Origin of the sequence: Paenibacillus sp. FSL K6-3182 (assembly GCF_037976325.1) — a bacterium.
Lineage (GTDB): Bacteria > Bacillota > Bacilli > Paenibacillales > Paenibacillaceae > Pristimantibacillus.
This window is the reverse complement of the sequence record NZ_CP150265.1, coordinates 2,022,316-2,046,049: the sequence shown is the minus strand read 5'-3', so window position 1 is coordinate 2,046,049 and position 23,734 is coordinate 2,022,316. Positions and strand designations below refer to the sequence as shown.

Sequence of the window (23,734 nt, the reverse complement as noted above, 5' to 3'; positions counted from 1 at the left end):
ATGGATCAACTGATGCAATGGCTGCTTGTGCCGGGCATCCTAATTACACTCGTGCTTTCGGCTGTATTCAGCTTTAAATCACGCCGCTCCACTGATGCGAGAACCCGGGGCCTCTTCACAGCTAGAATGAATATTAGCATGGGAGCCATGCTGCTTTTTATCGCTCTCGTTCAGTTATTCTTGTCCGGAGAATCTACGCTTCGCATCGTAATTGGCGCTATATTCCTTGTGATCGGCGTATTTAATGTGTTTGCTGGTCTTCGCACTCTCAGCGCGTACAGCTCGACAAGAAATTAAATGTGCAATTAATACGGATCAATCATTTGGGCCGTCAGCATCGCTTTGGCGGCCAAGCCTTGTTTGTCCTTCACTTCGATTTCAAGCTTCGTAAACTTCCGACTCATCTCAAGCGCTTTAGGAATGATCGTAACCTCACTGTCAATTTGAACCGGCCTAACAAAAAAAGTCGTCATACTCTCCAACAAATAGTCACGCTTCGCCGTTTCTCGAATCATTCTGCGAGCCGCTTGCGTCATTAGCGTAGAGAGAAGTCCTTCCGATACCATCCCAAGCGCACCTGACATTTGCGGTGTAATGATTCCCTTATAAGCAATGCCCAGCTCGTCCTGACCAATGACATTAACATTTGTTGTAGCCATAAAGCCCGTCCACATTAAGTCTTCGAAAGTCTCTCCCGATTCCGGCTGCTTTCCTGCAAAACGCATCGCATCAAGCACTTCTTGCCTCGTCACAACGCCTAACAGCTTGCGATGCCTGTCAACGATAGGCAACAAGTCAATACCTTCCGCAGCCATCGTATGAGCAGCCGAAGTAACCGTTATATTTGGTGCCGCTGTAATCGGATTTTTTGTCATCACTTTATCTACCGCGCTATCCTCAGGCGATCCCACAGCATCCTTAGCCGTCATCATGCCAACAACCTTGCCCCTTACATCGACTACTGGAAATCTGGAATAACCCGTTTCCCGCGATATCTTATGGAAGTCCAAAACCGTTTGCCCGATTCGCATCACATCAGCGGGTCTGCTGAAGGTTACGATGTCTTCGATCAGCATGATCTTCCTCTTAATAAGCCGGTCGTACATCGCACGGTTAATCATGGAGGCGACTGTAAACGTATCATGCCGCGATGAGATGATTGGAAGAACGCGCTCGTCAGCAAGCTTGATTACTTCCGCGCTCGGCTCAAAACCGCCTGTAATCAATACGCCTGCTCCCTCCTCAAGCGCGCAGCGATGCGCCCCGATACGGTTACCGACTATTAGCAAGCTGCCCTCGTCAATGTAGCGCAGCATCGCATCCAGCTCCATTGCACCAATGACAAACTTATGCAGCGTTTTATCAAGTCCGGCTGCTCCGCCGAACAGCTTGCCTTCCACGATCTCGGCAACCTCGCCAAATGTAAGCTGGTCCAGCGCTTCCCGCCGTTTCCGATCAATCCGCACCGTTCCGATGCGTTCCTTCGTGCTGACAAGCCCTGAGCTTTCCGCTTCTTTAAATGCTTTATAAGCCGTTCCTTCGCTGACGCCTAATTCCTTAGCAATCGCGCGTACGGATATTTTCGTTCCAATCTTCAAGCTTTGTATATAAATCAAAATTTGTTCATGCTTTGTGCTAGTCTCGTTGCCTGGTCCGATTGAAGCCACCTTATATCCTCCGTCCACTTGCCTTTGTTTCTCCCTATTATAGGAGAAAGCGAGGAACAAGTCATGCTTACCCTCGATTCAAGCCTAATCTAGAGCTGCCATTGAAGCAGAACTTGATTCGTACGCAGCCTGCCATCGATCAGCTGACCCTCCAAGCCTTTAAACCGCCATTTCTTGAACAGCTGCTGTACCGTTTGAACATTGATGGCATCTTCAGCGCCTGACATGATAAACGCTTGCCAATCATATTCAATCGGAATCGGATATCGCAGTGATTGGATAAGGAATTGATTCATTTCTATCACTTGTGATGGAATTTCATCGTATATGCTAGAGAACAAAAAAGAGCTTTGCTCGCTGTGCGGCCGAGAAATAGGATCTGATTTTAAGTCAAGCACATATTCAACGATTTGGGTATGCGGGTTAACACGACAGCTAAATGAGCCACGAGCAGCCAAAGCCTTATCGACACGGTGAGACAAGCGGTATGTGAACTGAACAAGGAATGGAACATTGTTATAATATGCGCGAACTTTTCTGAAAAATTCGAATTCGTCAACCACTTTGCTTCCTCCTCGTGTCCACTGATTTTGCCCTTATATATCCTACCACTTTTATTTAAAATGGTAAATTGATCCTTTAAAGGCAATGATATTATTAGAATGATACTTTTTTACACAATTATAGTAAAGAGACCATCTATTAGTCAATGACTATAGTCACTCTTTTTAATATGCTCTATAGAATGTTGTTGATAGACTAGTAAAGTTTTATCGTTAGGCTGAGGTGAATCAATGAGTGGGATTGCAGGACTTGTAGGAGAGAACATTCGACTGCTGCGCAAAAAAAGAGGGCTTAGTCAAGAACAGCTTGCTCTTCGCGCTGATATAAATGCTTCCTATATGGGACAGGTTGAGCGGGGAGAAAAAAATCCAACGATTGATGTGCTAAGCAAAATCGCGTTTGCCCTTCAAACGCCTCTCGAGAGAATCGTGAACGTTGTTCCAAGCCCCGATGCTGCAGATGATACTGACGATGAAGGATATGCCACGAAGGTTGCCCACCAAATGAACGGCTTAAGCTTAAAGGAGCAGGAAGCGGTATATAAATTCGTTAAGCAGCTTGTTCAATTTAAAGAAATTCAATAAGAAGGTTTCGTCAAATATGGTTATAAACAAGAAAAAGATCCGTCAGTATAATACCGACGGATCTTTTTTTGTTGTATGCTAACCTCGGGCTCTGCGGGCAGTTGTCGCCTTCTGAACAAGCTTCTGCTCCCATAACAGCGCCTTCGCTCTCTTAATGCGCGCGAGCTCCTTCCGTCTCTCATCATTCATAACCAGCGCATTGACATGAGACGTTATGATGATTAAAGAGAACAAAATCCATACTAATCCGAATACACTCATCAAGCTCCAAGGCGCATTCAGCTCGAGACGCGGAATCGCATATACAAGCATCGCCAGCGCAATAAGCAAATACAATACATGACGGCCTTTTCCAGCTAACATTCCCTTCAGCTCCTTCACACGGTCATAAGCGGCTTATATTCTTGTCCGCATAATCATTCTATGAAGGAGGGACAGGGTATATGTCTCCTATTAGTCTACAATGGACTTCAGCACATCGGACATAATGCGGTTAACATCCTCAAACACGACGGCAAACCGGCGCTCCGCATCCATCAATTTGCCTATCAACGGATTAAGCGTAATTACTTCATAGAGCTTGCTCATCTTCTCCATATCTTCGGCAGAAGGCTCTTCACCAGCCATCATTTTTTGCTGTAAAAAGTTTTGCCGCTCGCGAAAATCATCCAGCATTGCCTTTGCTACTGCATCAGCTTCTGCTTCCAGCTTCGCAGCCTTTAATAGCAATGCCTCTTCGCTTTCCTTAAGCGCCTTCGCTAATTCATAAGCTTTGTCATAAATGTTCATTCGTCTCTCTCCCATTCATATCGCTCTCATTTGGTATTCAATACGTCCAATCATACCCGTTATTCTATACAAGAACCAAATCCTTGATGGAAAAGCATGCTAAAACAACACAAGCTTCAGAACCGTTTCTGATTCACAAAGGAATAGATGTCCTCATATGCTGAAGTAATTCGTGTAAAACACCTATAGGCCGCTAACCTCTTATCGTCATCCTCCTGCTTGGAAGGAGATTTATGATGCTCAAATCGAAAGTAGCCGTACAGGTGATCAGCTCCGGTATGCTTCCGGAGGATACGCTCATGCTTGGCGAAGCACAAGTAAAGCAGTGGAAAATCCCTCAAGGCCAGCACATTCTCGTAAAGTTTGGTGCTTTTCGGCAGCATGTAAAGGTTATTCCTGTCGCAAAGTACGACGGAATGAGGATCAGTCAAAGTTTAGCCAGACAGATGGGATTAACAAACGGCACATCGATCCGACTGCAATACAAAGCCAGCACTGCCACACTCGTTTTTGGGCCTTTAATCGGCGTTCTCATTAGCCGAGATTATCCGCATATGCCGGATAAACCCTTTGGTTCCATTACTATGTTTTGCAGGGAGCTTGTTGAAGCCTGTACAGCGCAAGGCGCGTACGTTTATTTTTTCACACCTAATCAGATCGGCACAAGTATCGACAACATTGATGGCTGGATCTATTCCGACGGCTGGCGGAAGCTCTCGATGCCCGTTCCTGACGTCGTTAATAACCGTCTTACCTCACGAAAATTGGAGAACAGACCCAGCGTACAACATTTCATGAAAGAAGTAAAACAGCACCATCAGACTACCGTTTTCAATGAAAAGTTTTTGGATAAAACCGAGGTTTTCGATGCGCTTAAGAAAGATGAAAGCTTGGTTCGCTATTTGCCTGAGTCGCATCTGCTGCGCAACTATACGATGCTGAAATCAATGTGCTCTCGGTACAGCAGCGTCTTTCTCAAACCTGTTCGCGGCAGCTTAGGAAAAGGAATCATTCGGATCACTCATCTTGATTCGAGCAATTACCAAGTGATGTATGCGACTTCGGCGGGTACTCGAAGGCAGCAGTTTACGAGCTTGGTTAAGCTCTTCTCAACGATATCCGCGAAGATGAAAACCGTGAGATACCAGATTCAACAGGGATTGCAGCTCATTGAAATCCAGAAGCGGCCAGTCGACTTCCGCGCGCTCGTCCAAAAAAATTCGAGCGGTAAATGGACGATCACATCCATTGTAGCCCGTACAGCCGGTACTCATCATTTTGTCTCAAACTTAGCGCGCGGCGGCACGCTCAGCACGGTTGGAGAAGCTGTTGCAAAATCAAATCTGCAGGCAGGGGTTAGCAGGCAGGAAGCAGCGCAGCGGCTCCAACAGGCAGCGCTAAATATCGCGCGCGGCGTTGATGCGCAAATACCAGCACATTTCGGTGAGCTCGGCATCGATCTTGCAATGGATACGGCAGGCCGCGTGTGGCTGCTGGAAGTCAATTCCAAACCGTCAAAAAATGATAACACACCGCTAAATGACAATAAAATTCGTCCATCCGTCCGCATGATGATTCAATACTCCCGTTTTTTAGCGGGTTTTTAACGGAGGCTTCTATGCAGAATCGAAAGGTCAAACTTGCCATTCTCGTGGCCTCAATCAACGATAATGCCTCAGAGCATGCATCCATTCTGGTAATGCCAGAGCCTTCCTTCTATCGTGCGCTCAGCATTGCCGGCGAGCAGCTTGGCATGGACGTTTATGTAGTTACAGCAGAAGACTTTCAGCAGCATACGGAGTCTCTCGTAGGCTATCGATTGGAGAACGAGCATTTTTCTAAACAGACCGTCCCATTTCCTGACATCATCTATGACCGCTGTTTCTTTACTGAAGCCAATCAGCGAATAAACTGCCGCCGCATGCTCAGTTCCCTTGCTCAAGTTAAGCCTTACCAGCTTCTAAACGGAAAACTTCCTGGGAAGCTCGATGTGTATGAAGCACTCAAAGAAGACCATATGCTGAGCAGGCATTTGCCGCTTACTCTTCCCATGCAAACGACACAGCAGCTTCTTGAGCTCGCCGATCGTTTCCGAGGAGGCATCATTCTTAAGCCTTCCTCAGGGATGCATGGCAGAGGCATCATCCTTGTGAAGCGCTGCCCGTTTGAGCAATCACTGCTCATAAAAGGTCGAAACCGAAGAAATCATCCCTTCTCGGTCTCCTTTAAGGAGGATTTAGCTTTTGAGCGATGGATTCATCGTTTCATAAGTGGAACCTCCTATTTGATTCAGCCCTATCTGGAGCTTAGCGGCAATGACAACAAACCATTTGATTTACGAGTGCTCATTCAAAAGGATGAGAAGAGCAGATGGTCGATCTCGGGAGCCGCTGTACGCACAGGGCAAGCGGGCTCCTTAACATCCAATCTTCATGGCGGGGGCGTCGCCGTCCCGGCGTCAAAGCTGCTGTCAGCCAAATTTGGCGAGTCAAAATCCGAACGTTTGCTAGAGATGATCCATACAATAAGCAAGCAAACGTCAGAACGACTGGAAAGCAAATTCGGCAGATTTGCCGAGCTGGGGTTAGATTATGGCATTGATCAGAGCGGCCGAATATGGCTGCTCGAAGCGAACTCGAAGCCTGGCCGCTCTTCCTTTGGAATCATAAGCGATCATGAGGCCGAGCGGCTTTCCATTGAAAGACCGCTTCTATATGCACGAATGCTGTCTAGGCGACTATCACCGTCCTTTGTAGCCAATGAATTCGCAAATGGCCGTCGTCATCATTCAAGTTCCGACAACCAATTACGGCCTTTCAACGTTCAGGAGGTTCATCGATGAGTTTGACAACTTGTAACGTACATTTCTCACAGCAATCGAATAAAATTGTCTATTTATCCAGCCCACTGCTCAAACAACTCAAGCTCTCAGGCAAAAAATCGGTTCACCTCAAGCTGGGCAAAGAGGTAATCGTAGCTGAAATCAAGCCATTGAAGCGGCCGGGCAATCATCTGTATTTATCAACTGCCATCCGTCAATCGATTAGAGTGCCGAAGTCAGGCAACGTTTACGTGCTCAATTCAGGCGATAATGAGGTTCAGCTCGGACCGCTGGTCGGCATACTGAGCGACAATTCGACACGCTCTGAGAGCAATCCTTTTGGTGCGCGTACCGGATTTATCAAGCAAGTCATTAAAACAGGTGAACATAAAGCTTACCTTTTCGGCTTTACACCAAGCGACATCAACTGGCAGCAAGAAACGGTCAACGGCTATTTCCTTAACCCGCAGGGCGGCTGGTATCGCAAAATCGTTCCGCTCCCGGACGTCGTGTACAATCGTCTTCCGAGCCGCAAAGCGGAGACATCCGCATCCATTAACTCACTGCGCGAACGCTTCGTGCGCCGCAAAATCCCATTTTTTAATTGGAGCTTCTTCAATAAGGCAGATGTCTACAAGCTGCTTGATAATGACCCTGAAGCGCTGACTCATTTGCCTGAATCGGTCTCTGGTCCATCTGCCGAAAAAATTAAGGAAATGCTGGAGAAACATCAATTTCTTTATTTCAAACCTACGGCAGGCAGCCTCGGAGTAGGAATCTACCGACTGACCTATCACCCGAAGCGCGGGTATTTCGCCCGCTATCGCAAGGGCAGCCAAAATGTGCTGCTTCGATTCACGCAATTCAGCAGCTTAATGCGGATGCTTCAGGCGAAGCATGGCAGCAGCTTGAATCATTATGTCGTTCAGCAAGGCATTCGCTTAGTTGAGATCGACAGCTGCCCGCTCGATTTTCGCTTCCACATGCATAAGAACGGCAGCAACGAGTGGGTTCCTGCTGGAATCGGAGCCAAAAAAGCAGGCCGGGGAAGTGTAACTACGCATGTGAAAAACGGCGGCTCGCTCATGACGCCTGAGCAAGCGCTTGGCAAAACATTCGGCTCGCAAGCAGATGCCGTTCTTGAGAAAGCAAAGCTGGCTGCGATTAAACTATCAGAAGCTATCGAACGCAACTACCCTCATAGACTTGGTGAGCTGGGACTGGATCTCGGCATTGATAAGGATGGAGAAGTATGGATGTTCGAAGCGAACGCCAAGCCTGGACGATCAATCTTCAAGCATCCAGCGCTTCGCTCTGAGGGCCGCGCTTCGCTATCTTACATCTTAGAGCATTGCTTGTATCTCAGTCGCTTCAAAGATGAGGGAGGTACCAGCTGATGGATAGCTTACTACCCGATGATGCAGACGTTAGAGAGCAGCGTGCCGGCCGAACCGTATTGGCGATTTTGACGATCGATGATGATGTTCAGCTCTTTCGCGGCAATCGAAGCAATTTTGTCGATTTGATTAGAACGGGTCAATCGATGGGTTTCATCGTTTATGTCCTCACCGTAAAAAACCTGCTTCTGACCAGAAGCAGCTTAAAGGGATATGTCTTCAATGAAGCTGAGGACAGCTGGCAGCAGAGATTGCTGCCCTTTCCCGACGTGATTTACAACCGAATTCCGCTGCGCGAAGATGAGATCCAACCGGCTGTAAGGCAAAAGATCAACGCCTGCCGCAAGCATCCGCGAGTCACGCTGTTTAATCCGGCTTTTTTCAACAAATGGGATTTATTCGAATGGCTTCGTTTATCAAAACTGACCAAACCTTATATCCCATTAACACGAAAACTCGTTTCGGTTACGAGCCTGGAACGCATGATGCGAAAACATTCCTATCTTTATCTAAAGCCAGAAAGCGGAAAAGCAGGAAAAGGCATAATGACGATCAAGGTTCACGCTGAGAAGCAGCTTCCTTATCGGCTAAGAATACAAGAAAACAAAAAGAGCACAACTTACAACTGCTCCACCCTTCATAAACTTTGGAGTCGTATTCAGAAACAAAGCGGCAACGAGGCCTATATCGCTCAACAAGGCATCAAGCTCGCCTCCTTCCAGGACCGAAGATTTGACCTTCGCGCGCTTGTTCAAAAAAACCAACGAGGGCAATGGGATATTACTGGAATAGGCGCCCGAATTGCAGGCGCATCCAGCATTACGACCCATGTTCCTCGCGGCGGTATGATTGAAGACCCAGAGAAACTGCTCATTAATTCATTTAATGAAGAGCAGGCGCGTAAACTGCTTGTAAAAGCAAAAAATGCGGCCGTTCTTATCGCTAAGCAGATTGAACGCGCCTCAGGCCAGCAGCTCGGCGAAATGTCGTTGGATTTAGGCGTCGACAGCGTAGGGAATATGTGGTTTTTCGAAGCTAATTCTAAGCCTATGAAATTCGACGAGCCTCATATTCGTCAAAAATCGTTAGAGCGCGTATTTCATTATGGAGCTTATTTAGCTAGAACAAAATTAGAAAAAGCAGGAGGCGCATAACGTGGATTTAGAGCTGCTTACACCGGAAGCATGGTTAGCGGAACAAAAAAGACTCATTGGCTTTGCCATTCGCTTCGGAGATAAGCGGCTTGCAGTTTCGACTATTCATGCGCTCCGAAAGCTTGATCCTTCATTACTACAAGATGGAGTGAGCCGTCCATGCGGCGCGGTTGCTGCTATTGCTAAGCAGGGCAACCGCGTCGTCGGCTTCGGTTTTGCAGAGGACGGCGGCGAGGCTGCATGCATGGTCGTCGTCCATCCCGAAGCTCGAAGCCTCGGGATTGGCAGTTCACTCGTTCAAGCCATGATTCAACGTTTAGGGAAACTCACTTGCAATGTGGCAACGGACAATACGGCAAGCATGGCTTTATGTTTTCGTTTAGGCATGACAGCCGTTTCCATGCATAGAGGGCCAACAGGCAAACCAACGCTTCGCTTTGAAAGGGGAACCACGAATGAAACAGCCCGTCCTAGGCATCCTGACTCTATATCTCAATGAAGCCGGACATCTGGAGGAACGTTCCATCTATCAGAAAATGACTTCCGCTGGACGAAAGCTGGGACTAAGCGTCTTCGTATTTACGCCAATGGACGTCAATTATATTAACAACAAAATTCACGCGCAGTTCTACAATCTTGACACACAAACATGGTCACGAAGGTGGACCTCGTTTCCAAATATGATTTATGATCGATGCCGAATCCAACGTACCTATCGCTTTGACCAGCTCAAAAAGTTCCGTGAACGCTATGGACATCTTACGTTCCTTAATCGCCCGCTTCGCAACAAATGGACCATCCATCGCATCCTCTCAAAAGATTCTCGATATAAAAGCTATCTGCCTGCCACGAAGTATGTAAATGACAATCAAGATATTACCGACATGATCCGAAAACATCCGCTTGTGTATCTCAAACCGATTAACGGAACCGGCGGCAGAGGAATTTTGCGAATCGAGCGGCGCAAGGATGGTCAGCTTCACATCCAAGGCCGGGATCAATCAAGAAAAATTATTCGACCGCAATATATTTCCACTGCAGGTTTAAACAGCTATTTGGCTCCTTGGAATTTGAAAGGAAATCGCTATATCGCCCAGCAGGGCATTCAAATAAAGCTTGCTAGCGGACGTGTGCACGATTATCGGATGCTTGTTCAAAAAAACGGAGAAGGCAATTGGGAAGTTACCGGTTGCGCTGGACGAATCGGGGCATCCGGCAGCATTACCTCTAATTTACACGGCGGCGGCAATGCTGCTAAGATGAGCAGCTTGCTCAAGGAATGGCTTCGCGATGATGCGAAGGTCGCGCAGGTTAAGGAAGAGACAGAGAATCTGGGGGTCGGCATTGCCGCTTACTTAGAGCAAAATTACGGCAGACTTTGTGAGCTTGCTCTCGATTTGGCAATTGATCGAAAAGGCGGGATCTGGCTGCTGGAGGTAAATCCGAAGCCAGCTAGGGAAGTATTTGCACAGGCAGGAGAGAAAGAGGTTTATCGCAATGCGATTATTAGACCTCTGGAATATGCCATCTGGATTTATAACCAGAAGAAGCGAAGGAAAGGTAAAGAGAAGCAGGCTGCCGTATCAGATACCCGTGTGGATGAGAACTTCATTTCTGATAAGGAGCTGTGATGCGGCTGAGCATTTGAAATCCATAGCAAAAAAACACACCTGTTAGGGCGGCGCCATCACTCGGCCTCCCTAGCAGGTGTGTTTTTTTGCAACGCGCTATATTCAAGCTGCTTATTATTGTTCCAATAAAGGCAGGAGCTCGCGGAAATCGTTAATCAGCACATCCGCTCCCTCAATTTCTGAAGCACGGCCATATGTAGCATACGCACAGCCGATCGTTTGAAGGCCGTTGCCTTTGCCCGCTTCCACATCCGAAGAGCGGTCTCCTACCATCCAAGCTGATTGGATATTGTGATCCTTAAGCAGGCGAGCAACTAAGTCGACTTTAGTTGAAGTCTCATATTCTCCCGCACTGTATAAGCCGTCAAATAGAGGCGCAATGCCTTTGAATTCAGCAACGCCCTTCACATATTCCTCAAGCCCATTGCTGGCTACAAACAGCTTAATCCCACGTGAATGCAGCTCACGCAGCGTTTCCTCGACAAATGGGTACAGCTCGCCTTCGCCTCTTTCCAAGCCTTCGCGCTCGTACTGAAGCAGCAAGACATCAGCCCGCTTCCGAGCAGCCTCTGTACTATCTGGCATAACCTGCCGCCAAATATCCTCCAGCAGCATGCCTAAGCAGCTTAGCAGCCGTTCTACAGGCGGCGTTTCATGCTCGTAAAGCCCCTCTTCCCTTAGCGTCTCAAAAACGCGGTGATGAACAGGCACCAGCAATTTATCCGTTTCAAACAACGTTCCATCCATATCAAATATGACAGCCTCAGGCTTTCGCAGCTTATGTATTCCCATAGTTGAAACCTCCTTCAAAGTCTGCTCTTATCATAACGGAATATAGGAAATGATCGCAAGGCTTGATGAGGGTTGATCGTTTATCACGTGCTTCGTCAACGACAGAGAATCTTTAGTCAATTTCGCCTATGCATAGCGGAAGACTGCAGCGCTATTCTCATCAGCGCATAAGGGCCAAGATAAGCGCCACTTATTAAAAAAACGATATTTTTAAGTACACGATGCACTTCCGTCATAAATACCGTATCATCCATGAGAGTCTGCGCTATGGCAGCCGCTGCGGTTACAAAAAATAAAAAGATGGCCGTAACCGCAAGCCCATCCAAAACTCGATTGACTGAGGCACTCATTCGACTCAACCAGCCCATGAGTATTGCGCCAACCGCTAGTGCCGCACCAATTAATATCATCATTTGCCATCACCTCTTGTGATAGGATTGGTCATTTGCTGTACACTTAAACCTCACATTTCTCGATGGAATGAGAATATAACGAATAAAAGTGATCAAGCTTGTTTACATATGATAAAGAAGTCCAATAAAAGTAACATTTTGGAGGAATGCTGTATGAAAACTCTTATTCGCTGGTTGAATGTTGCCGGTCTCGCCGCCGTGCTTGCAGTTAATGGACTTGCGCAGTGGCTTCCTATCAACGGGAAAACGACTGGAGAAATATCCGCCAAGTACCCTGTACTTATTACTCCTGCGCCATATGCCTTCTCCATTTGGTCAATTATTTATTTGCTGCTGTTTGGTTTCGTCATTTATCAGTTCAAGCCACATGCTGGCAAAAGCAAAAATGTGCAGAACATCGGCCCATGGTTCATCATTAGCTGCTTGTTCAACGTGGCTTGGATTCTCCTGTGGCACTATGAGAAACTAACCAGCAGCGTATTCATTATGTTCGCCCTGCTAATCTCACTAATCGTTATTTATACCGCCATTCGAAAAGATAAGCAGCCTCCTGCTCCTATGGAACAATGGCTTGTACGGCTGCCTTTCAGCATTTACTTAGGCTGGATTTGCGTAGCGGCTATTGTAAATGTAGCTGTTGTTTTGTACGCCGCCGAGTGGAATGGCCTTGGTTTATCTGATGCTGCTTGGACTATTATTATGTTGATTGCAGCCACTCTGCTTGCTGTTGTTATCGGTTTTAAATTTGTGGACCCAGCCTTTGTTCTTGTGTTTGTTTGGTCGTTTATAGCTATTGCCATAAAGCAGGATCAGCAGCCCGAGGTTAGTCTCTCAGCCAGCATCGCTGCTGCTATCTTAATGATTACGGCCATTGTTATTTGGGTTCAGGCAAGGAAAGGAAAGCAGTTGCATATTGAAAAATAGAACCGGATATGTCACACTGTTTGATGTGTGTGAGGACGAATGCCTCCTTGCAGGAAAGGACGTGACGGTTCACGTATGATAAAATGGCTGCTTCGTTCCATGACAGAATTAAGCTCGCGCAAATGGATATCTCGCATAACCGGAAAATTCGCTCAATCGGCTGCCAGCCGTCGATTTATTTCCCGTTTTGCTGCGACATATGGCATTAAAACTGAGGAAGCTGAGAAACCTCTAGCCCAATATAAAACGTTAAACGAGTTTTTTACACGGCGATTAAAACCCGGTCTGCGTGATGTGCATGCAGATGAGGACTCGCTTGTCAGTCCTGTTGATGCTCTCATAACCGGAGCTGGGCCAATAAGCAGCGGCACGATTGTTAACGTAAAGGGGCAGGACTATACGATTGAGGAGCTTCTTAATCGGTCTCCGCGAACTTCCAATTATATGAACGGCTATTATTTCGTTCTTTATTTGAGCCCAACCGATTACCATCGTATACATACGCCAGTCAGCGGTCGTGTTGTAGAGCGTGAGCATATTGAAGGAAAAGTTTATCCGGTTAATGACTTTGGTCTTCGCCATATGCGCAGAGTGCTTAGCCGCAACGAGCGGTTGATTACCTATATGCAGCATCATGCAGGGGAAACGGCCGTTGTCAAAGTTGGCGCAATGAACGTAAGCAGTATTCAGTACGTACAGCCCCTTAAGGAAGAAATGTTCAAGGGTGAAGAGCTCGCCTACTTTGAATTCGGTTCTACTGTAGTGCTGCTGCTTGAAGACGGAACCTTTACTCCACGTGACAACCACATGCTTGGATCGAAGGTGCGTATGGGTGAGAAGCTCGGATCACTCCACGAAAACTAACTGAAGCAGACTTAGCTCAAAACGAAAAACCCCGAATTTCTCAGCGATGAGTGAATTCGGGGTTTTTCGTTTATTAGCCTATCTGATCTCCGAGGGGCTTCGCCCCGTATACTGCTTAAACTGCCTGCTGAAAAAAAAGATATCCCGATAGCCGAGTGCATCTGCTACCTCGGTCACATTCATCCCGGCGTGCATGAGCAAATGCTGCGCCCGTTCAATTCTCGTGCGAATCATGTAGGTTTGCACTGACATGCCGATCAGTTCTTTGAATTTCATTGAAAAATATCGGGGCGACAGCTGCGCCCGCATCGCTAAATCCTCTACACGGTGCGCAATGCTTGGATTTTGCCGAACAAAGTTTGCCACCTCATGAATGGCCTCTGTCAATTGATTGCTTGCCTTCTTCTCGACAGGCAGCTGCTTGTCCTCTCTAAGCAAATGAATCATCAGCTGCTTAAGAACAAGCTGCGCCTCCTCTTCCGCTGCATACGTTTTTACAAGAAACAGCCTTACATAGCGTGAGAGCATATATTCAAAGTCGACCGTGTCATTCAATTGCCTATACCGGCTCGGCACAGCATCTATCGTTTCATTAATGGCAAAGTGAATATAGGATAATACGAGCGGGCGCTGCGGGTTATGAGTGGAGCTTGTGTAGTCGCCCGGACGAAACAAGAAGCAGCTTCCCGGACCAACCTCATAGTGAGTACCGTTGACTTCAACTTCCCCTTCTCCGCTCCAAACATAAAATAAATCAAAATTGGCCATCGGCTTCTCGCGTCTAGCCCATCTCCAACCCGGCTCACATACGATTTTGGCAAACGCAGGTAACAGGATGAACGAATTAGGCGAAATGTGCAGCATAAGGAAACCTCCTGTACAAATCTATGCCGTCATCATACAACAGGGAGAAACTATTGCGCAAGCCACATGAAGTTACGAAAAAATTTGCTTTGTGAATGGTTTCCATCTCAAAAAAAATGTTATAATAGCACCCGACAAGAATAAACGGCTAACGCCTAATTATACTACATTCAAATGAATGATTTCGGAAGGATGGAATAAAGTCCATGAACCCACTTGCTCAGCAATTAAACAAGACGTTACAAGCAGAAAGCCCTAACGTTTATGCGATGTTGTCAGACTTAGGCAAAGCGATTTATTTCCCGAAGGAGGGCATTCTCAGTCAGTCCGCCGAAGCGAAAACGAAAGCAACTAAATTTAATGCTACTATTGGAATTGCAACAGAAGGCGGACAACCGATGCACCTAAAGGTCATCCAAGATACCCTCTCTGCATACAATCCGAAAGATATATATGAATATGCGCCTCCTGCAGGAAAGCCTGAGCTTCGTGCTGCTTGGCGTACAAAAATGATCAAAGACAACCCTTCCCTTGAATCAAAGGGCTTTGGTACGCCAGTCGTTACAAATGCATTGACCCACGGTCTTAGCATCGTAGCTGATCTATTCGCTAATGCGGGTGACGCTGTAATCATCCCTAATAAAAACTGGGAAAACTACGAATTGACATTCGGTATCCGCCGCGGTGCTGAAATTGTAGAATACCCGCTGTATAACGACCAAACTCGCTTCAACAGCGCTGGCCTTCGCGAAGCCTTGCTGGCTCAGAAGGACAAAGGGAAAGCCATCGTTGTGCTGAACTTTCCAAACAACCCTACTGGCTACACGCCTGGTCCACAGGAAGGCGATGAAATCGTCGCTGCCATTCACGACGCAGCGGAAGCTGGCATCAATGTAGTTGTTGTAACAGACGATGCTTATTTTGGTTTATTTTTCGAAGATTCCATGCAAGAATCACTGTTCTCCAAGCTTGCTGATCTGCATCCGCGTGTGCTTGCCGTTAAAGTTGACGGTGCGACCAAAGAAGAGTACGTATGGGGCTTCCGCGTAGGCTTCATTACGTATGGTTCAACTTCTGCGGCTACTTTGAATGCGTTGGAGCAAAAAACAATTGGTATCATTCGTGCCACGATTTCCAGCGGCCCGCATCCATCACAAACATTCGTATTGCGCGCTTTGACTTCACCTGAATTCGAAGCTCAAAAAGCGGAGAAATACGATATTATGAAACGCCGCGCCAATCGCGTAAAATCGTTGCTCGACAGCGGTCGTTATGGCGATGTATGGGGCTATTACCCATTCAACTCCGGCTACTTTATGTGTCTAACACTAAGCGGCGTTACAGCTGAGTCCGTACGTGCACATCTGTTGAACCAATACGGAATCGGTACGATTGCTCTAGGTGAAACAGATCTTCGCGTTGCTTTCTCTTGCATCGAGGAAGAAAATCTTGAAGAGCTGTTCGATACGATTTTCAAAGCGGTTAACGATTTGATTGCTCAAAAAGTATAATAAACACTCGCACTTCATTCGCGAATAATTGCAAAGAACCCCTGAGTCAGCATTTCTTTACGAATGCTTCTCTCAGGGGTTCTTTTTTGTATTCAGTCTGCTCTGCTTAGTCTTCATCCTCATCTTTCGCAAGCTTCTTGCGCAGACGCGCTGGACGAATGGCGATATACATGGCGGCAAGTACAATAGCTATGAGCGAAGGGACGTAAACGCCGCCCGCCAAAGCCAGCGGCAAAGCAACAAACAGCCACAGCATCAGCGTGCACAGCACCATCGCCAAACGATCGATTTTCAAATATTGCTCGATTCGCTGTTTTTCCGGCAATGGGTACACATGCTTCCAAACCGAATAACGATGGATATGACGCAAGCCGCCTAATTGAACTGCAATGAGCCCCATAAAAATAAAAAATACGAGAACACTGCCATAACCAGATAGCGATACGGCTTCAGCAAACCAATAGGTGATGAGGCAGCCGAGAATAAGCAGCCTTAGTATAATTCCGCCCATCTCGGTTCTAAGCATAGATGCCGTATAGAGATAAACGAATGTATTGCGATTCGAATACGGTATCGTACGCAGAATCCAGCTTAAATACGATCTTCTTGCTATACTCGATGGGAGTGTAGGTACATCGATAAACAATCCAAAAAAAACATAATACCGTTTGCGTGTCCTTGCTTCCTCTTCAATCAGCCTCTCCCAAGGAAAAGGATGTTTTGTTGGAAGACGATAAAGCAGCATAGACAGTATACCGATGAGCAGCGTAAACCCCGCAGCCTGCCAAGCGGTACAAGTAAGCCAAGCTACCAGCGTCAATGCTGTCATTGCCCAGCGCAGCACACGCATGAGACGTCGCATGCCAGCCCAAGTCATTCGGCGCTCTTTCCATGCTCCCCATACATTGCCCGCCTTCAGAGCGGCAGCCACGACTGCAAGAAGCAATGCGCCGTTAATGGCTGGGCCTTGGTTATAGATCGGCAAATAAAGAAGAAACACAATGGCAGCTAGTATCGAACAAGCAATTGAAGTATGTCGGAACGATAAGCGCAAATAACCGGCCATCTCTGCCTCACGCGGCATCATAAAGACGACGTCTCCGGCCGCAAGCCACGTACGAAGCGGACTCCAACACAACATCAACGTTAATGCAATCACACCAACAGTCGCAAAGGGAAAGCTGGCTGGCATATGACGAATTAAATTTATGTATCCAATCGTGGAGGAGATCAAGATTAAAGACATAAAAGCTGGGAAGCCGCTTTGCCCCATATACCGAAAATAAGGCAAGGTTTCCCCGCGGAATGCCTTTGCTCTTTGCTGCCACATCAGCTCCAGCTTGCTAATATTGCTCATCAAACATTGCCCCCAGTAACGAGCTTATAGAAGGCATCCTCCAGAGAACCGCTGCGCATGTCCATGCCTGCTGCTTGTCTAATATCATCGAGCGTGCCGATCGCAACGATTTTACCGTGGTGCATGACGATAAAACGATCGCAATATGCTTCCACAGTTGAGAGGATATGCGAGCTCATTAGGATGGCTGCTCCCTTTTGTTTTACTTCAACCAGCCGCTCCAGCAAGGAACGAATGCCAAGCGGGTCAAGCCCTAGAAAAGGCTCATCGATGATGTACAGCGGCGGCTCAGCGAGCAGCGCGTTCATAATCATGACCTTTTGTTTCATGCCTTTGGATAAGTGAGCCGCAAAGGCTTTACGCTTTGGCGTCATTTGGAACTGCTTCAGCAGCTCGTCCTCACGATCACCATACTGCTTGTCCTTTACGCTATAGGCCATCCCCGTTAAGCGCAAGTGCTCCTCAACGGTCAGCTCATCAAATAGAACCGGCGTCTCCGGCACATAAGCAAATGCGCTTCTGTAACGCTCCGTTTCTTCCTCCAGCGTAACGCCATCAACCTTTACTTCCCCCGCCTGCGGCTTCATTAAACCTAAAATATGCTTAATGGTCGTGCTTTTTCCAGCGCCATTCAGACCGATTAATCCTACCATCTCGCCCGCTTTTACCTCAAAGGAGATATCATGCAGTACTGGTCTTCGAGGGCTGTAACCGCCAATTAAACCATTCACCTGTAAAATAGAATCCATCCTATCACCTTCAACTATGTAAATTAGTTTATCTAGTAAACAGCATACCGAATTATCGGACTAATATCAAAGAAAGCAATGATTTGTGTACAAAAGCAAGAAGCATGCACAAAAAAGAAAAAAATGGGCAGCCATTGGCCGCCCATTCTTTAAACACTATGATTTGCGTTCATATCGTATTACTTTGAAAGCAGATTATAAAGCACTTGTGCCACTTGAGCTCTCGTAGAAACATCTTTAGGGCTCAGCTTTGAATTGTTCCCCGTAATGATGCCGCCCTCAACTAGCACCTTGAAAGCGTCGGTTGCATAGCTTGCAATTTGAGCGGAATCACTGAAGCTGGACACCGCAACATTTGTCTCTGCTTTAGGCAATTCACCAAACACTTCAAGTGCACGATACAGAAGCGTAAATAGATCTTGACGTGTAATTTTGCTATTAGGGTCAAACGTATTGCCTTCTACACCTTTCGTAATACCCAGGCGCTTAGCAGCTCCCAAGTAATTCGTATAGTAGGTATTCCCTGCATCATCAAAATTAGCTGTCTCTTTCTCATTTGGCTCGATGCCGTATGCTTTCAATAACAAGACGATGAATTGGCCTCTCGTCACTGTCGCATTCGGGCTGTAATGGTCCTCGTCTGTACCTGTTGTAATGCTTCTTGCCGCAAGGAATCCAACGGCATCCTTATACCAAGCTGCATCCGATACATCTTTAAAGCTTACTTTATTGTACCCTACAATGTACTGGGAGAAATGTGTCGTAACAAAGTTTACCGTTCCTGTACCCGCGTTGTATTTCCCGCGGATCGTTTCCAAGCTGCCGGCATCCGTTACATAGTAGACCACTACAGCATTTGGATCTTCTCCGGCTTTTAAAGTATAAGGCACACTAACTTGCACATTGCTGCCGCCAAAGCTTGTAAGCTGGGTAGTTCCTGCGAATACGGAGAAATCATAAACCGGTCTGTCACCCAAAGCCTCCTTGCCCTCGTCCGTCAGCTCTACTTTCGTAATAATAATGCTGATGTCACCCGCTTCAGCCGAATTGCTGATGCTTTCGATTGCTTTTGCATCAAAAACAACAGTGCCAACGCCAAGATTGGCCATCACACCCGCATTTGTGGTAGAAGCTACTTCATTAAACGACTTTCTAGGAATGCTCAGCTCTACAGATTTAGTTTGAGCTGTAGCTTCAACCTTAAGCTCAACGACAGAGGTTTTGCCTGCTGCTTCCGCTTTCTTAGCAAGCTCAACCAGGCTTGTAATAGAAGCTGCGGTTGCTTTCGCTACGGTTGCTCCTGTCGCAGCATCGGTTGTTGCTGTTATCGTTGCTGTTGGTGCTGTACCATCATTATCTCCGCCTGCTGGAGGTGTAGGTGTTGGCGTTGGATTTGGGCCATTGTTTCCACCGCTTGGAGGAGATACATAATTAGGTACAATGACATCTAGCACTGCTCCGGCATTATAGCCTTCCTTAGCCGCAAACCTCACGTTGTAAGTGCCTGATGATAAACCAGTAATAGATGGCGCTGTAGCCGCTTGATAGGACTCAGCTCCTGACAGCTTGTATTCAAGTGCTGTCGTTGTTCCTGTAATTTGTCCATCATTATTAGCTGAAGAGGTTGGAGCTACACCCGTCAAGCCTGATGGTTCCGACTGCTCTTGTAGAGCAAACGCTTTGATAACGATATCAATTGCTGGGCTTGCACTGAATCCAGGTTTAGCTGCAAATCTGATATTGTAGGTGCCTGCTGCGAGACCAGTGATCGCTGGTTCTGTTGCCGCTTGATAAGCATCCGTTCCATCTAATCTGTATTCTAGAGCTGCAGTCGTTCCTGTAATTTGTCCATCGTTATTAGCAATCGTTGTCGGTGATACGCCTGTTAAGCCAGTCGGCGCTTCTTGCGCTTCCTCGCCGTAAGCCGGAATAACAACCTCTACTTTAGGGCTTGGGCGATATCCTTCTTTTGCCGCGTAACGAACATCATAAGTACCGTAAACAAGATCTGTAACAGACGGTTCTGTTGCACGAATATAATCGGATAACGAATTAGACAACTTGTATTCAAGCGCTGTCGTCGTTCCTGTAATTTTACCGTCATTGTTAGCTGATGTCGTTGGTGCAACGCCTGCCAGCCCTGTTGGTGCGGCTTGGTCTTGAATATAGGATGGCACCACTACGTTTACAGCTTCGCCCGCTTTGTACGAAACAGCTGCAGGAATTCCTGCTGTATGAGGACCATTGTATCCAAGCTTGGATGCATATCTAACATTGTAAGTACCTGGCACTAAGTTAGTTATTGCATCACCAGTTACAGCCTTGTAATCCGTTTCACTTTCAAGCTTGTATTCAAGCGCTTTACCTTTCGTTCCTGTTATTTGACCATCATTTTCATCCGATGAGGTTGGTTTACCCGCTGTCAGCCCTGTTGGTGTAGCCTCAACTCTTGCAAATAGGCTTTTCAAAGCATTCGTATAGTTATTGTAATTCACACCAGTAAGCCCGCTGCTTACATAATCAGGTTGAATATTGGTCCAAGAATACATCAATTCAATATGCCCAAGAATTGGAGCCCTGTTGCCATCAGCATCCTTGTTGTCTTTGTTATATTGAAAGAGGTAAGGAACCTGAGCTTTGCTTGCGATTACTTCTACGCCGTTCTCATTCGTATACTTTACATTGTTGCTTGCTTTTACATATTGTGTTTTGATATCAGGCAAATATTTGTTAATCAAATCTACATACAGATTGGCATTTGGATGATTCGTATCTCTCGTTTGAAAGAATATGCCGTTATGCGGGTCAGCGTTCGGGTCTTTATTAAGATCCAGGATCGAAATTCCCGAATCCAGCTTGGTGTCCCAAAAATAAACTTTATCAATGTTATTTTTTTTCGCATATTCGTTAATAAACTTAATGGCTGCTTGTGTATTCGGGCACCAAGAGCCGCCGAACAAGATCGTATAATTCCCTTCGCTCTCGAGAATCTTCGTCAATTGGTGATAGGTTACATGTTCAAATACGAGATCGCCATCCGATTCGTCAAAAATAACCGTTTCTTTTTTGTTGATGATTGATCCGTTTCTATTGAAAGCTGCTTTGATAGAATTCGAACGGTTAATCGTATCAAATGAAGTGATTCCTTCAAATACTTGACTCACTTTTGCTTTGTAAGCATCTACTTTGCCCGTGTCCAAAACACCATTTGTTAAGTAATCGTTCCATACATTCGTTGAAGCCAAAGAGGAAACAATTTTCTTTTTGTTATACACAAACAGGAATGGTGCTTCAATTTTTTTCGCTGAGCCTTCAGAAATTACTGTGCCCTTGCTGTCTTTTTTTGTATAGCTAACGATATCTCCTGCTGGAAGTACTTCATCGAGGTTCGTTAAATATTTTTTGACCAGCTCGACATACGCTTCTGCAAAATCAAAAGTGTTGTTGCCAACTTTGATTTCTTTCGTTTGCGTTTCCGCAATCTCTAGTGATTTGCCATCTAACCTCGTATCAAAGTTATAGATGGTTTTTACGCCATATTGCTTCGCCACCTGATTGATAAAGCCAATATTCGCTTGTGTTTTATCGCTCCAAGCTCCGCCAAACAACACCACATACGTGCCTTCGCTGTCAAAGAGATTAATAATATCTTCATACGTTACCGTTTGAAGAATATGGTTCTCATCATTCAAATGATCATACACATTATTAAAATAGTTATAATGGCTGGCGCCGCTATTTACTAGAGTTTCCGAAGCTGGATTGGCATTAACGATATTGGCAGCTGGCAAAATTAATAACGCAGCCAATATAAGAGCTAACCATCTTTTGGATGTATTAAATTGTAATTTCATGTTCATTCCTCGTTTTCATCAAATTTTGTCGATGTGCCAAGTGTGAAATATGTATTCTCCACTAGTCGCTTCAAGATCTCGTGCAGGGAGCCGGTCATAAGAGGCTGATCTGCCTCTTATGACCACCCCCATTTCATAACTCATGAATACGTATTTCTTGTTTCTAGCAGATTTCTTCTTCCGTTGTCGATGGTGCTGGCTGTTGACCTTCGGAAGACGATGATGATGATGAGGAGGATGAAGCAGGAGCCTCTGAGGATGATGGTGCTTTCGGCTGTACCGTATCTTTTTTCACAAATGAGACCGATTTAGATGGTTTCGTTTCTTCTTTCGCAGCTGACTCCGCTGGTTTCGATTGTGTTTCTTCTTTCGCAGCAGGTGCTGCTGCTTTTGGCTCTTCTTTCACAACGGCTGCAGCTTTAGGCTGGCTTTCTTCTTTTACGGTCGTTGCTGCTTTAGGCTGGGCAGCTTCTTTCGGCTGTGTTGCTGTTTTTTCAACCGATGTATTTGCTTTAGCCGCCGGCTCTTCCTTTGCTGCTGCCGCTTTAGCTGCAGGTGCCTCTTCCTTCTTATCTACAGCAAGAGTAACTTTGGATTTATCTTCTTGTTTCGCATCTGCTTTTTCTGCTTCAGGTTTATTTACCTCTATCGTGTCCGCCGTTTTTGTTTGTGGTTGTTTTTCGCCTTCTGCTGCAGCTGTGTTTACTTCTGATTTTTTCTCTGTGTCAGAAACGGTAATGATTTTGGATTGATTCTCTTCCTTTGCTTCGGTAACAATTGCAGCGTTGTCCTTCACCGCAGGCGCACCTTGCGCCTGTTTGGCAGATACGACAACATAGGTTAGGGCTGAGAAGGCTACTGTTGCAGAAATTAATGTTAGTGTTAGTTTTTTCATAATTGTAAACATCCCTTTCGCTTCGCTCTTTGAGCTTTTTTGTTTTTTTTGGATAAAAAAAGGAGACCCAACAAGGCGCAGAACTGCGCTCCTATTGAATCTCTGGTGGTCCAGTAGATTATCTTCTTTTGTCATCCTACAAAATGGTTTTTCAACTCACTTTGAATATATTCCTATATTATTCCTCAAAAACGACCCTGTCAACGATTATTTAAATTTTTCCCATCGTTTTTGTCGGAATTAATTATATAGACACTAAAACGTCTGATTTTTATTTATTATTTTAAATTCCACCTTACGATCATCGGTATGAATAAACTTCACAAGCAATGAAATTTTATGATCTGCGTTTATGCTGCTCCAGTAAAATTGAGCCGTTTCATCCATTGAATCAAATAAAGGCACCTCCAGCGGTTCACCTTCAAAAGATCTCAAAATACCATTTTCTTCACCTTTATAAGTGTGAATGCAATGACCTATTCCTTTTGTAAAAGAATCGTAATGAAAGAAATGACGAATGCAAAATGACGGATCGTTTTGCCTTGTTTTCAAAATGGACAAGCTGTATACAGCTGATTCAGTATCAATAATACCGGAAATACGCGGTGTATAATGGGGAGCATCCGGTTCAAACTTTCTGCTTTTTAATGCATCTTCAAACGTTTCTTTTTTGCCATAAGCTTCATAGATGGTTTCAGTCTGATCTCCATTGGAAATGATGTGCATCCCATTTATACTCTTTATCGGATCATAAATAATCAATGAAGGGTCTTCCATTTTTTCCGCATCATATGCTCTGTTTCTTACAAACTATGAAAATTAACGCACGAATTTCATAACGAACTATATCGTGCTTATTATGTAGAAAAATAAGCGCTGCTGGATTCACAAGCTATTATTTTGA

Annotated in this window: 22 protein-coding genes and 1 pseudogene; 11 read left to right on the top strand and 12 right to left on the bottom strand. The window is 45.9% G+C overall.

Going from position 1 to position 23,734, the window contains the following annotated elements; all coding sequences use genetic code 11:
• Positions 1–297, top strand: coding sequence for a YtpI family protein (locus MHH56_RS08905; protein WP_339207803.1), 297 nt, complete (start codon positions 1–3; stop codon positions 295–297).
• A gap of 8 nt (positions 298–305) precedes the next feature.
• On the opposite strand, the gene MHH56_RS08900 is transcribed toward MHH56_RS08905, so the two are convergent.
• Both MHH56_RS08900 and MHH56_RS08895 read right to left on the bottom strand, forming a co-directional pair.
• Positions 306–1,685: a DRTGG domain-containing protein gene (locus tag MHH56_RS08900; protein WP_339207802.1), complete on the bottom strand. Its 1,380-nt coding sequence runs from the start codon at positions 1,683–1,685 to the stop codon at positions 306–308.
• A 71-nt stretch (positions 1,686–1,756) separates the two neighbouring features.
• On the bottom strand, positions 1,757–2,230 hold the full coding sequence (locus MHH56_RS08895) for a hypothetical protein (RefSeq protein WP_076267806.1): 474 nt from the start codon (positions 2,228–2,230) through the stop codon (positions 1,757–1,759).
• A 231-nt stretch (positions 2,231–2,461) separates the two neighbouring features.
• On the opposite strand from MHH56_RS08895, the gene MHH56_RS08890 reads away from it, so the two are divergent.
• A complete protein-coding gene (locus MHH56_RS08890) occupies positions 2,462–2,815 on the top strand; it encodes a helix-turn-helix transcriptional regulator (RefSeq protein WP_339207801.1) in 354 nt (117 codons plus the stop codon).
• A gap of 78 nt (positions 2,816–2,893) precedes the next feature.
• On the opposite strand, the gene MHH56_RS08885 is transcribed toward MHH56_RS08890, so the two are convergent.
• Both MHH56_RS08885 and MHH56_RS08880 read right to left on the bottom strand, forming a co-directional pair.
• Complete coding sequence (locus MHH56_RS08885) at positions 2,894–3,178, bottom strand: hypothetical protein (RefSeq protein ID WP_339207799.1); 285 nt, start codon at positions 3,176–3,178, stop codon at positions 2,894–2,896.
• A 90-nt stretch (positions 3,179–3,268) separates the two neighbouring features.
• Positions 3,269–3,604, bottom strand: a complete 336-nt coding sequence (locus MHH56_RS08880; RefSeq protein WP_339207798.1) for a YlbF family regulator — start codon at positions 3,602–3,604, stop codon at positions 3,269–3,271.
• Between the two features lie 236 nt (positions 3,605–3,840).
• On the opposite strand from MHH56_RS08880, the gene MHH56_RS08875 reads away from it, so the two are divergent.
• The 6 genes from MHH56_RS08875 to MHH56_RS08850 are packed head-to-tail and all read left to right on the top strand — an operon-like array spanning position 3,841 to position 10,607.
• Complete coding sequence (locus tag MHH56_RS08875) at positions 3,841–5,211, top strand: YheC/YheD family protein (RefSeq protein WP_339209538.1); 1,371 nt, start codon at positions 3,841–3,843, stop codon at positions 5,209–5,211.
• Between the two features lie 11 nt (positions 5,212–5,222).
• Positions 5,223–6,446, top strand: a complete 1,224-nt coding sequence (locus MHH56_RS08870) for a YheC/YheD family protein (RefSeq protein ID WP_339207797.1) — start codon at positions 5,223–5,225, stop codon at positions 6,444–6,446.
• Positions 6,443–7,822, top strand: a complete 1,380-nt coding sequence (locus tag MHH56_RS08865) for a YheC/YheD family protein (RefSeq protein ID WP_339207796.1) — start codon at positions 6,443–6,445, stop codon at positions 7,820–7,822. The genes MHH56_RS08870 and MHH56_RS08865 overlap by 4 nt, the downstream gene beginning before the upstream one ends.
• On the top strand, positions 7,822–8,976 hold the full coding sequence (locus MHH56_RS08860) for a YheC/YheD family protein (RefSeq protein ID WP_339207794.1): 1,155 nt from the start codon (positions 7,822–7,824) through the stop codon (positions 8,974–8,976). The genes MHH56_RS08865 and MHH56_RS08860 overlap by 1 nt, the downstream gene beginning before the upstream one ends.
• 1 nt (position 8,977) lies before the next feature.
• Positions 8,978–9,475, top strand: a complete 498-nt coding sequence (locus tag MHH56_RS08855) for a GNAT family N-acetyltransferase (RefSeq protein ID WP_339207793.1) — start codon at positions 8,978–8,980, stop codon at positions 9,473–9,475.
• Positions 9,432–10,607 (top strand): YheC/YheD family protein, encoded by a 1,176-nt coding sequence (locus MHH56_RS08850; RefSeq protein WP_339207791.1) that lies wholly within the window; start codon positions 9,432–9,434, stop codon positions 10,605–10,607. The genes MHH56_RS08855 and MHH56_RS08850 overlap by 44 nt, the downstream gene beginning before the upstream one ends.
• Before the next feature lie 114 nt (positions 10,608–10,721).
• Here MHH56_RS08850 and MHH56_RS08845 read toward each other — a convergent pair whose 3' ends face one another.
• Both MHH56_RS08845 and MHH56_RS08840 read right to left on the bottom strand, forming a co-directional pair.
• Positions 10,722–11,399, bottom strand: a complete 678-nt coding sequence (locus MHH56_RS08845) for an HAD family hydrolase (protein WP_339207789.1) — start codon at positions 11,397–11,399, stop codon at positions 10,722–10,724.
• Positions 11,400–11,515: 116 nt separating this feature from the next.
• Complete coding sequence (locus tag MHH56_RS08840) at positions 11,516–11,812, bottom strand: hypothetical protein (RefSeq protein ID WP_339207787.1); 297 nt, start codon at positions 11,810–11,812, stop codon at positions 11,516–11,518.
• 153 nt (positions 11,813–11,965) lie between these two features.
• On the opposite strand from MHH56_RS08840, the gene MHH56_RS08835 reads away from it, so the two are divergent.
• Together MHH56_RS08835 and asd are read left to right on the top strand one after the other, a co-directional pair.
• On the top strand, positions 11,966–12,736 hold the full coding sequence (locus MHH56_RS08835) for a tryptophan-rich sensory protein (RefSeq protein WP_339207786.1): 771 nt from the start codon (positions 11,966–11,968) through the stop codon (positions 12,734–12,736).
• 75 nt (positions 12,737–12,811) lie between these two features.
• A complete protein-coding gene (gene asd / locus MHH56_RS08830; RefSeq protein WP_339207784.1) occupies positions 12,812–13,600 on the top strand; it encodes an archaetidylserine decarboxylase in 789 nt (262 codons plus the stop codon).
• Between the two features lie 78 nt (positions 13,601–13,678).
• Here the strand turns inward: asd and MHH56_RS08825 are convergent, their stop codons facing one another.
• Positions 13,679–14,464, bottom strand: coding sequence for an AraC family transcriptional regulator (locus tag MHH56_RS08825; protein ID WP_076267819.1), 786 nt, complete (start codon positions 14,462–14,464; stop codon positions 13,679–13,681).
• Between the two features lie 206 nt (positions 14,465–14,670).
• Here MHH56_RS08825 and MHH56_RS08820 point away from each other — a divergent pair, with 206 nt between their 5' ends.
• Positions 14,671–15,975 carry an aminotransferase class I/II-fold pyridoxal phosphate-dependent enzyme gene (locus tag MHH56_RS08820; protein WP_339207783.1) on the top strand — a complete coding sequence of 435 codons (1,305 nt, stop codon included), beginning with the start codon at positions 14,671–14,673 and terminating at the stop codon, positions 15,973–15,975.
• Between the two features lie 106 nt (positions 15,976–16,081).
• Here the strand turns inward: MHH56_RS08820 and MHH56_RS08815 are convergent, their stop codons facing one another.
• The 5 genes and pseudogenes from MHH56_RS08815 to MHH56_RS08795 all read right to left on the bottom strand — a co-directional run.
• Positions 16,082–17,332 carry an ABC transporter permease gene (locus tag MHH56_RS08815; protein WP_339207782.1) on the bottom strand — a complete coding sequence of 417 codons (1,251 nt, stop codon included), beginning with the start codon at positions 17,330–17,332 and terminating at the stop codon, positions 16,082–16,084.
• Positions 17,332–18,081, bottom strand: a complete 750-nt coding sequence (locus tag MHH56_RS08810; protein ID WP_339207781.1) for an ABC transporter ATP-binding protein — start codon at positions 18,079–18,081, stop codon at positions 17,332–17,334. Before MHH56_RS08810 ends, MHH56_RS08815 begins: the two co-directional genes overlap by 1 nt.
• A gap of 179 nt (positions 18,082–18,260) precedes the next feature.
• Entirely contained in the window at positions 18,261–21,935 is a 3,675-nt protein-coding gene (locus tag MHH56_RS08805; protein ID WP_339207780.1) for an S-layer homology domain-containing protein, read from the bottom strand.
• A gap of 163 nt (positions 21,936–22,098) precedes the next feature.
• Entirely contained in the window at positions 22,099–22,830 is a 732-nt protein-coding gene (locus MHH56_RS08800; protein WP_339207779.1) for a hypothetical protein, read from the bottom strand.
• 255 nt (positions 22,831–23,085) lie between these two features.
• Positions 23,086–23,622, bottom strand: a pseudogene (locus MHH56_RS08795) (IMP cyclohydrolase); the annotation flags it as partial.
• Positions 23,623–23,734: the final 112 nt, after the last annotated feature.

Excerpts from the sequence above, each read along its gene's own strand:
- MHH56_RS08905 (WP_339207803.1), top strand. The coding sequence starts at position 1 with ATGGATCAACTGATGCAATGGCTGCTTGTGCCGGGCATCCTAATTACA.
- MHH56_RS08890 (WP_339207801.1), top strand. The coding sequence starts at position 2,462 with ATGAGTGGGATTGCAGGACTTGTAGGAGAGAACATTCGACTGCTGCGC.
- MHH56_RS08885 (WP_339207799.1), bottom strand. The coding sequence starts at position 3,178 with ATGTTAGCTGGAAAAGGCCGTCATGTATTGTATTTGCTTATTGCGCTG.
- MHH56_RS08880 (WP_339207798.1), bottom strand. The coding sequence starts at position 3,604 with ATGAACATTTATGACAAAGCTTATGAATTAGCGAAGGCGCTTAAGGAA.
- MHH56_RS08875 (WP_339209538.1), top strand. The coding sequence starts at position 3,841 with ATGCTCAAATCGAAAGTAGCCGTACAGGTGATCAGCTCCGGTATGCTT.
- MHH56_RS08870 (WP_339207797.1), top strand. The coding sequence starts at position 5,223 with ATGCAGAATCGAAAGGTCAAACTTGCCATTCTCGTGGCCTCAATCAAC.
- MHH56_RS08865 (WP_339207796.1), top strand. The coding sequence starts at position 6,443 with ATGAGTTTGACAACTTGTAACGTACATTTCTCACAGCAATCGAATAAA.
- MHH56_RS08860 (WP_339207794.1), top strand. The coding sequence starts at position 7,822 with ATGGATAGCTTACTACCCGATGATGCAGACGTTAGAGAGCAGCGTGCC.
- MHH56_RS08850 (WP_339207791.1), top strand. The coding sequence starts at position 9,432 with ATGAAACAGCCCGTCCTAGGCATCCTGACTCTATATCTCAATGAAGCC.
- MHH56_RS08845 (WP_339207789.1), bottom strand. The coding sequence starts at position 11,399 with ATGGGAATACATAAGCTGCGAAAGCCTGAGGCTGTCATATTTGATATG.
- MHH56_RS08840 (WP_339207787.1), bottom strand. The coding sequence starts at position 11,812 with ATGATGATATTAATTGGTGCGGCACTAGCGGTTGGCGCAATACTCATG.
- MHH56_RS08835 (WP_339207786.1), top strand. The coding sequence starts at position 11,966 with ATGAAAACTCTTATTCGCTGGTTGAATGTTGCCGGTCTCGCCGCCGTG.
- asd (WP_339207784.1), top strand. The coding sequence starts at position 12,812 with ATGATAAAATGGCTGCTTCGTTCCATGACAGAATTAAGCTCGCGCAAA.
- MHH56_RS08825 (WP_076267819.1), bottom strand. The coding sequence starts at position 14,464 with ATGCTGCACATTTCGCCTAATTCGTTCATCCTGTTACCTGCGTTTGCC.
- MHH56_RS08820 (WP_339207783.1), top strand. The coding sequence starts at position 14,671 with ATGAACCCACTTGCTCAGCAATTAAACAAGACGTTACAAGCAGAAAGC.
- MHH56_RS08815 (WP_339207782.1), bottom strand. The coding sequence starts at position 17,332 with ATGAGCAATATTAGCAAGCTGGAGCTGATGTGGCAGCAAAGAGCAAAG.
- MHH56_RS08810 (WP_339207781.1), bottom strand. The coding sequence starts at position 18,081 with ATGGATTCTATTTTACAGGTGAATGGTTTAATTGGCGGTTACAGCCCT.
- MHH56_RS08805 (WP_339207780.1), bottom strand. The coding sequence starts at position 21,935 with ATGAAATTACAATTTAATACATCCAAAAGATGGTTAGCTCTTATATTG.
- MHH56_RS08800 (WP_339207779.1), bottom strand. The coding sequence starts at position 22,830 with ATGAAAAAACTAACACTAACATTAATTTCTGCAACAGTAGCCTTCTCA.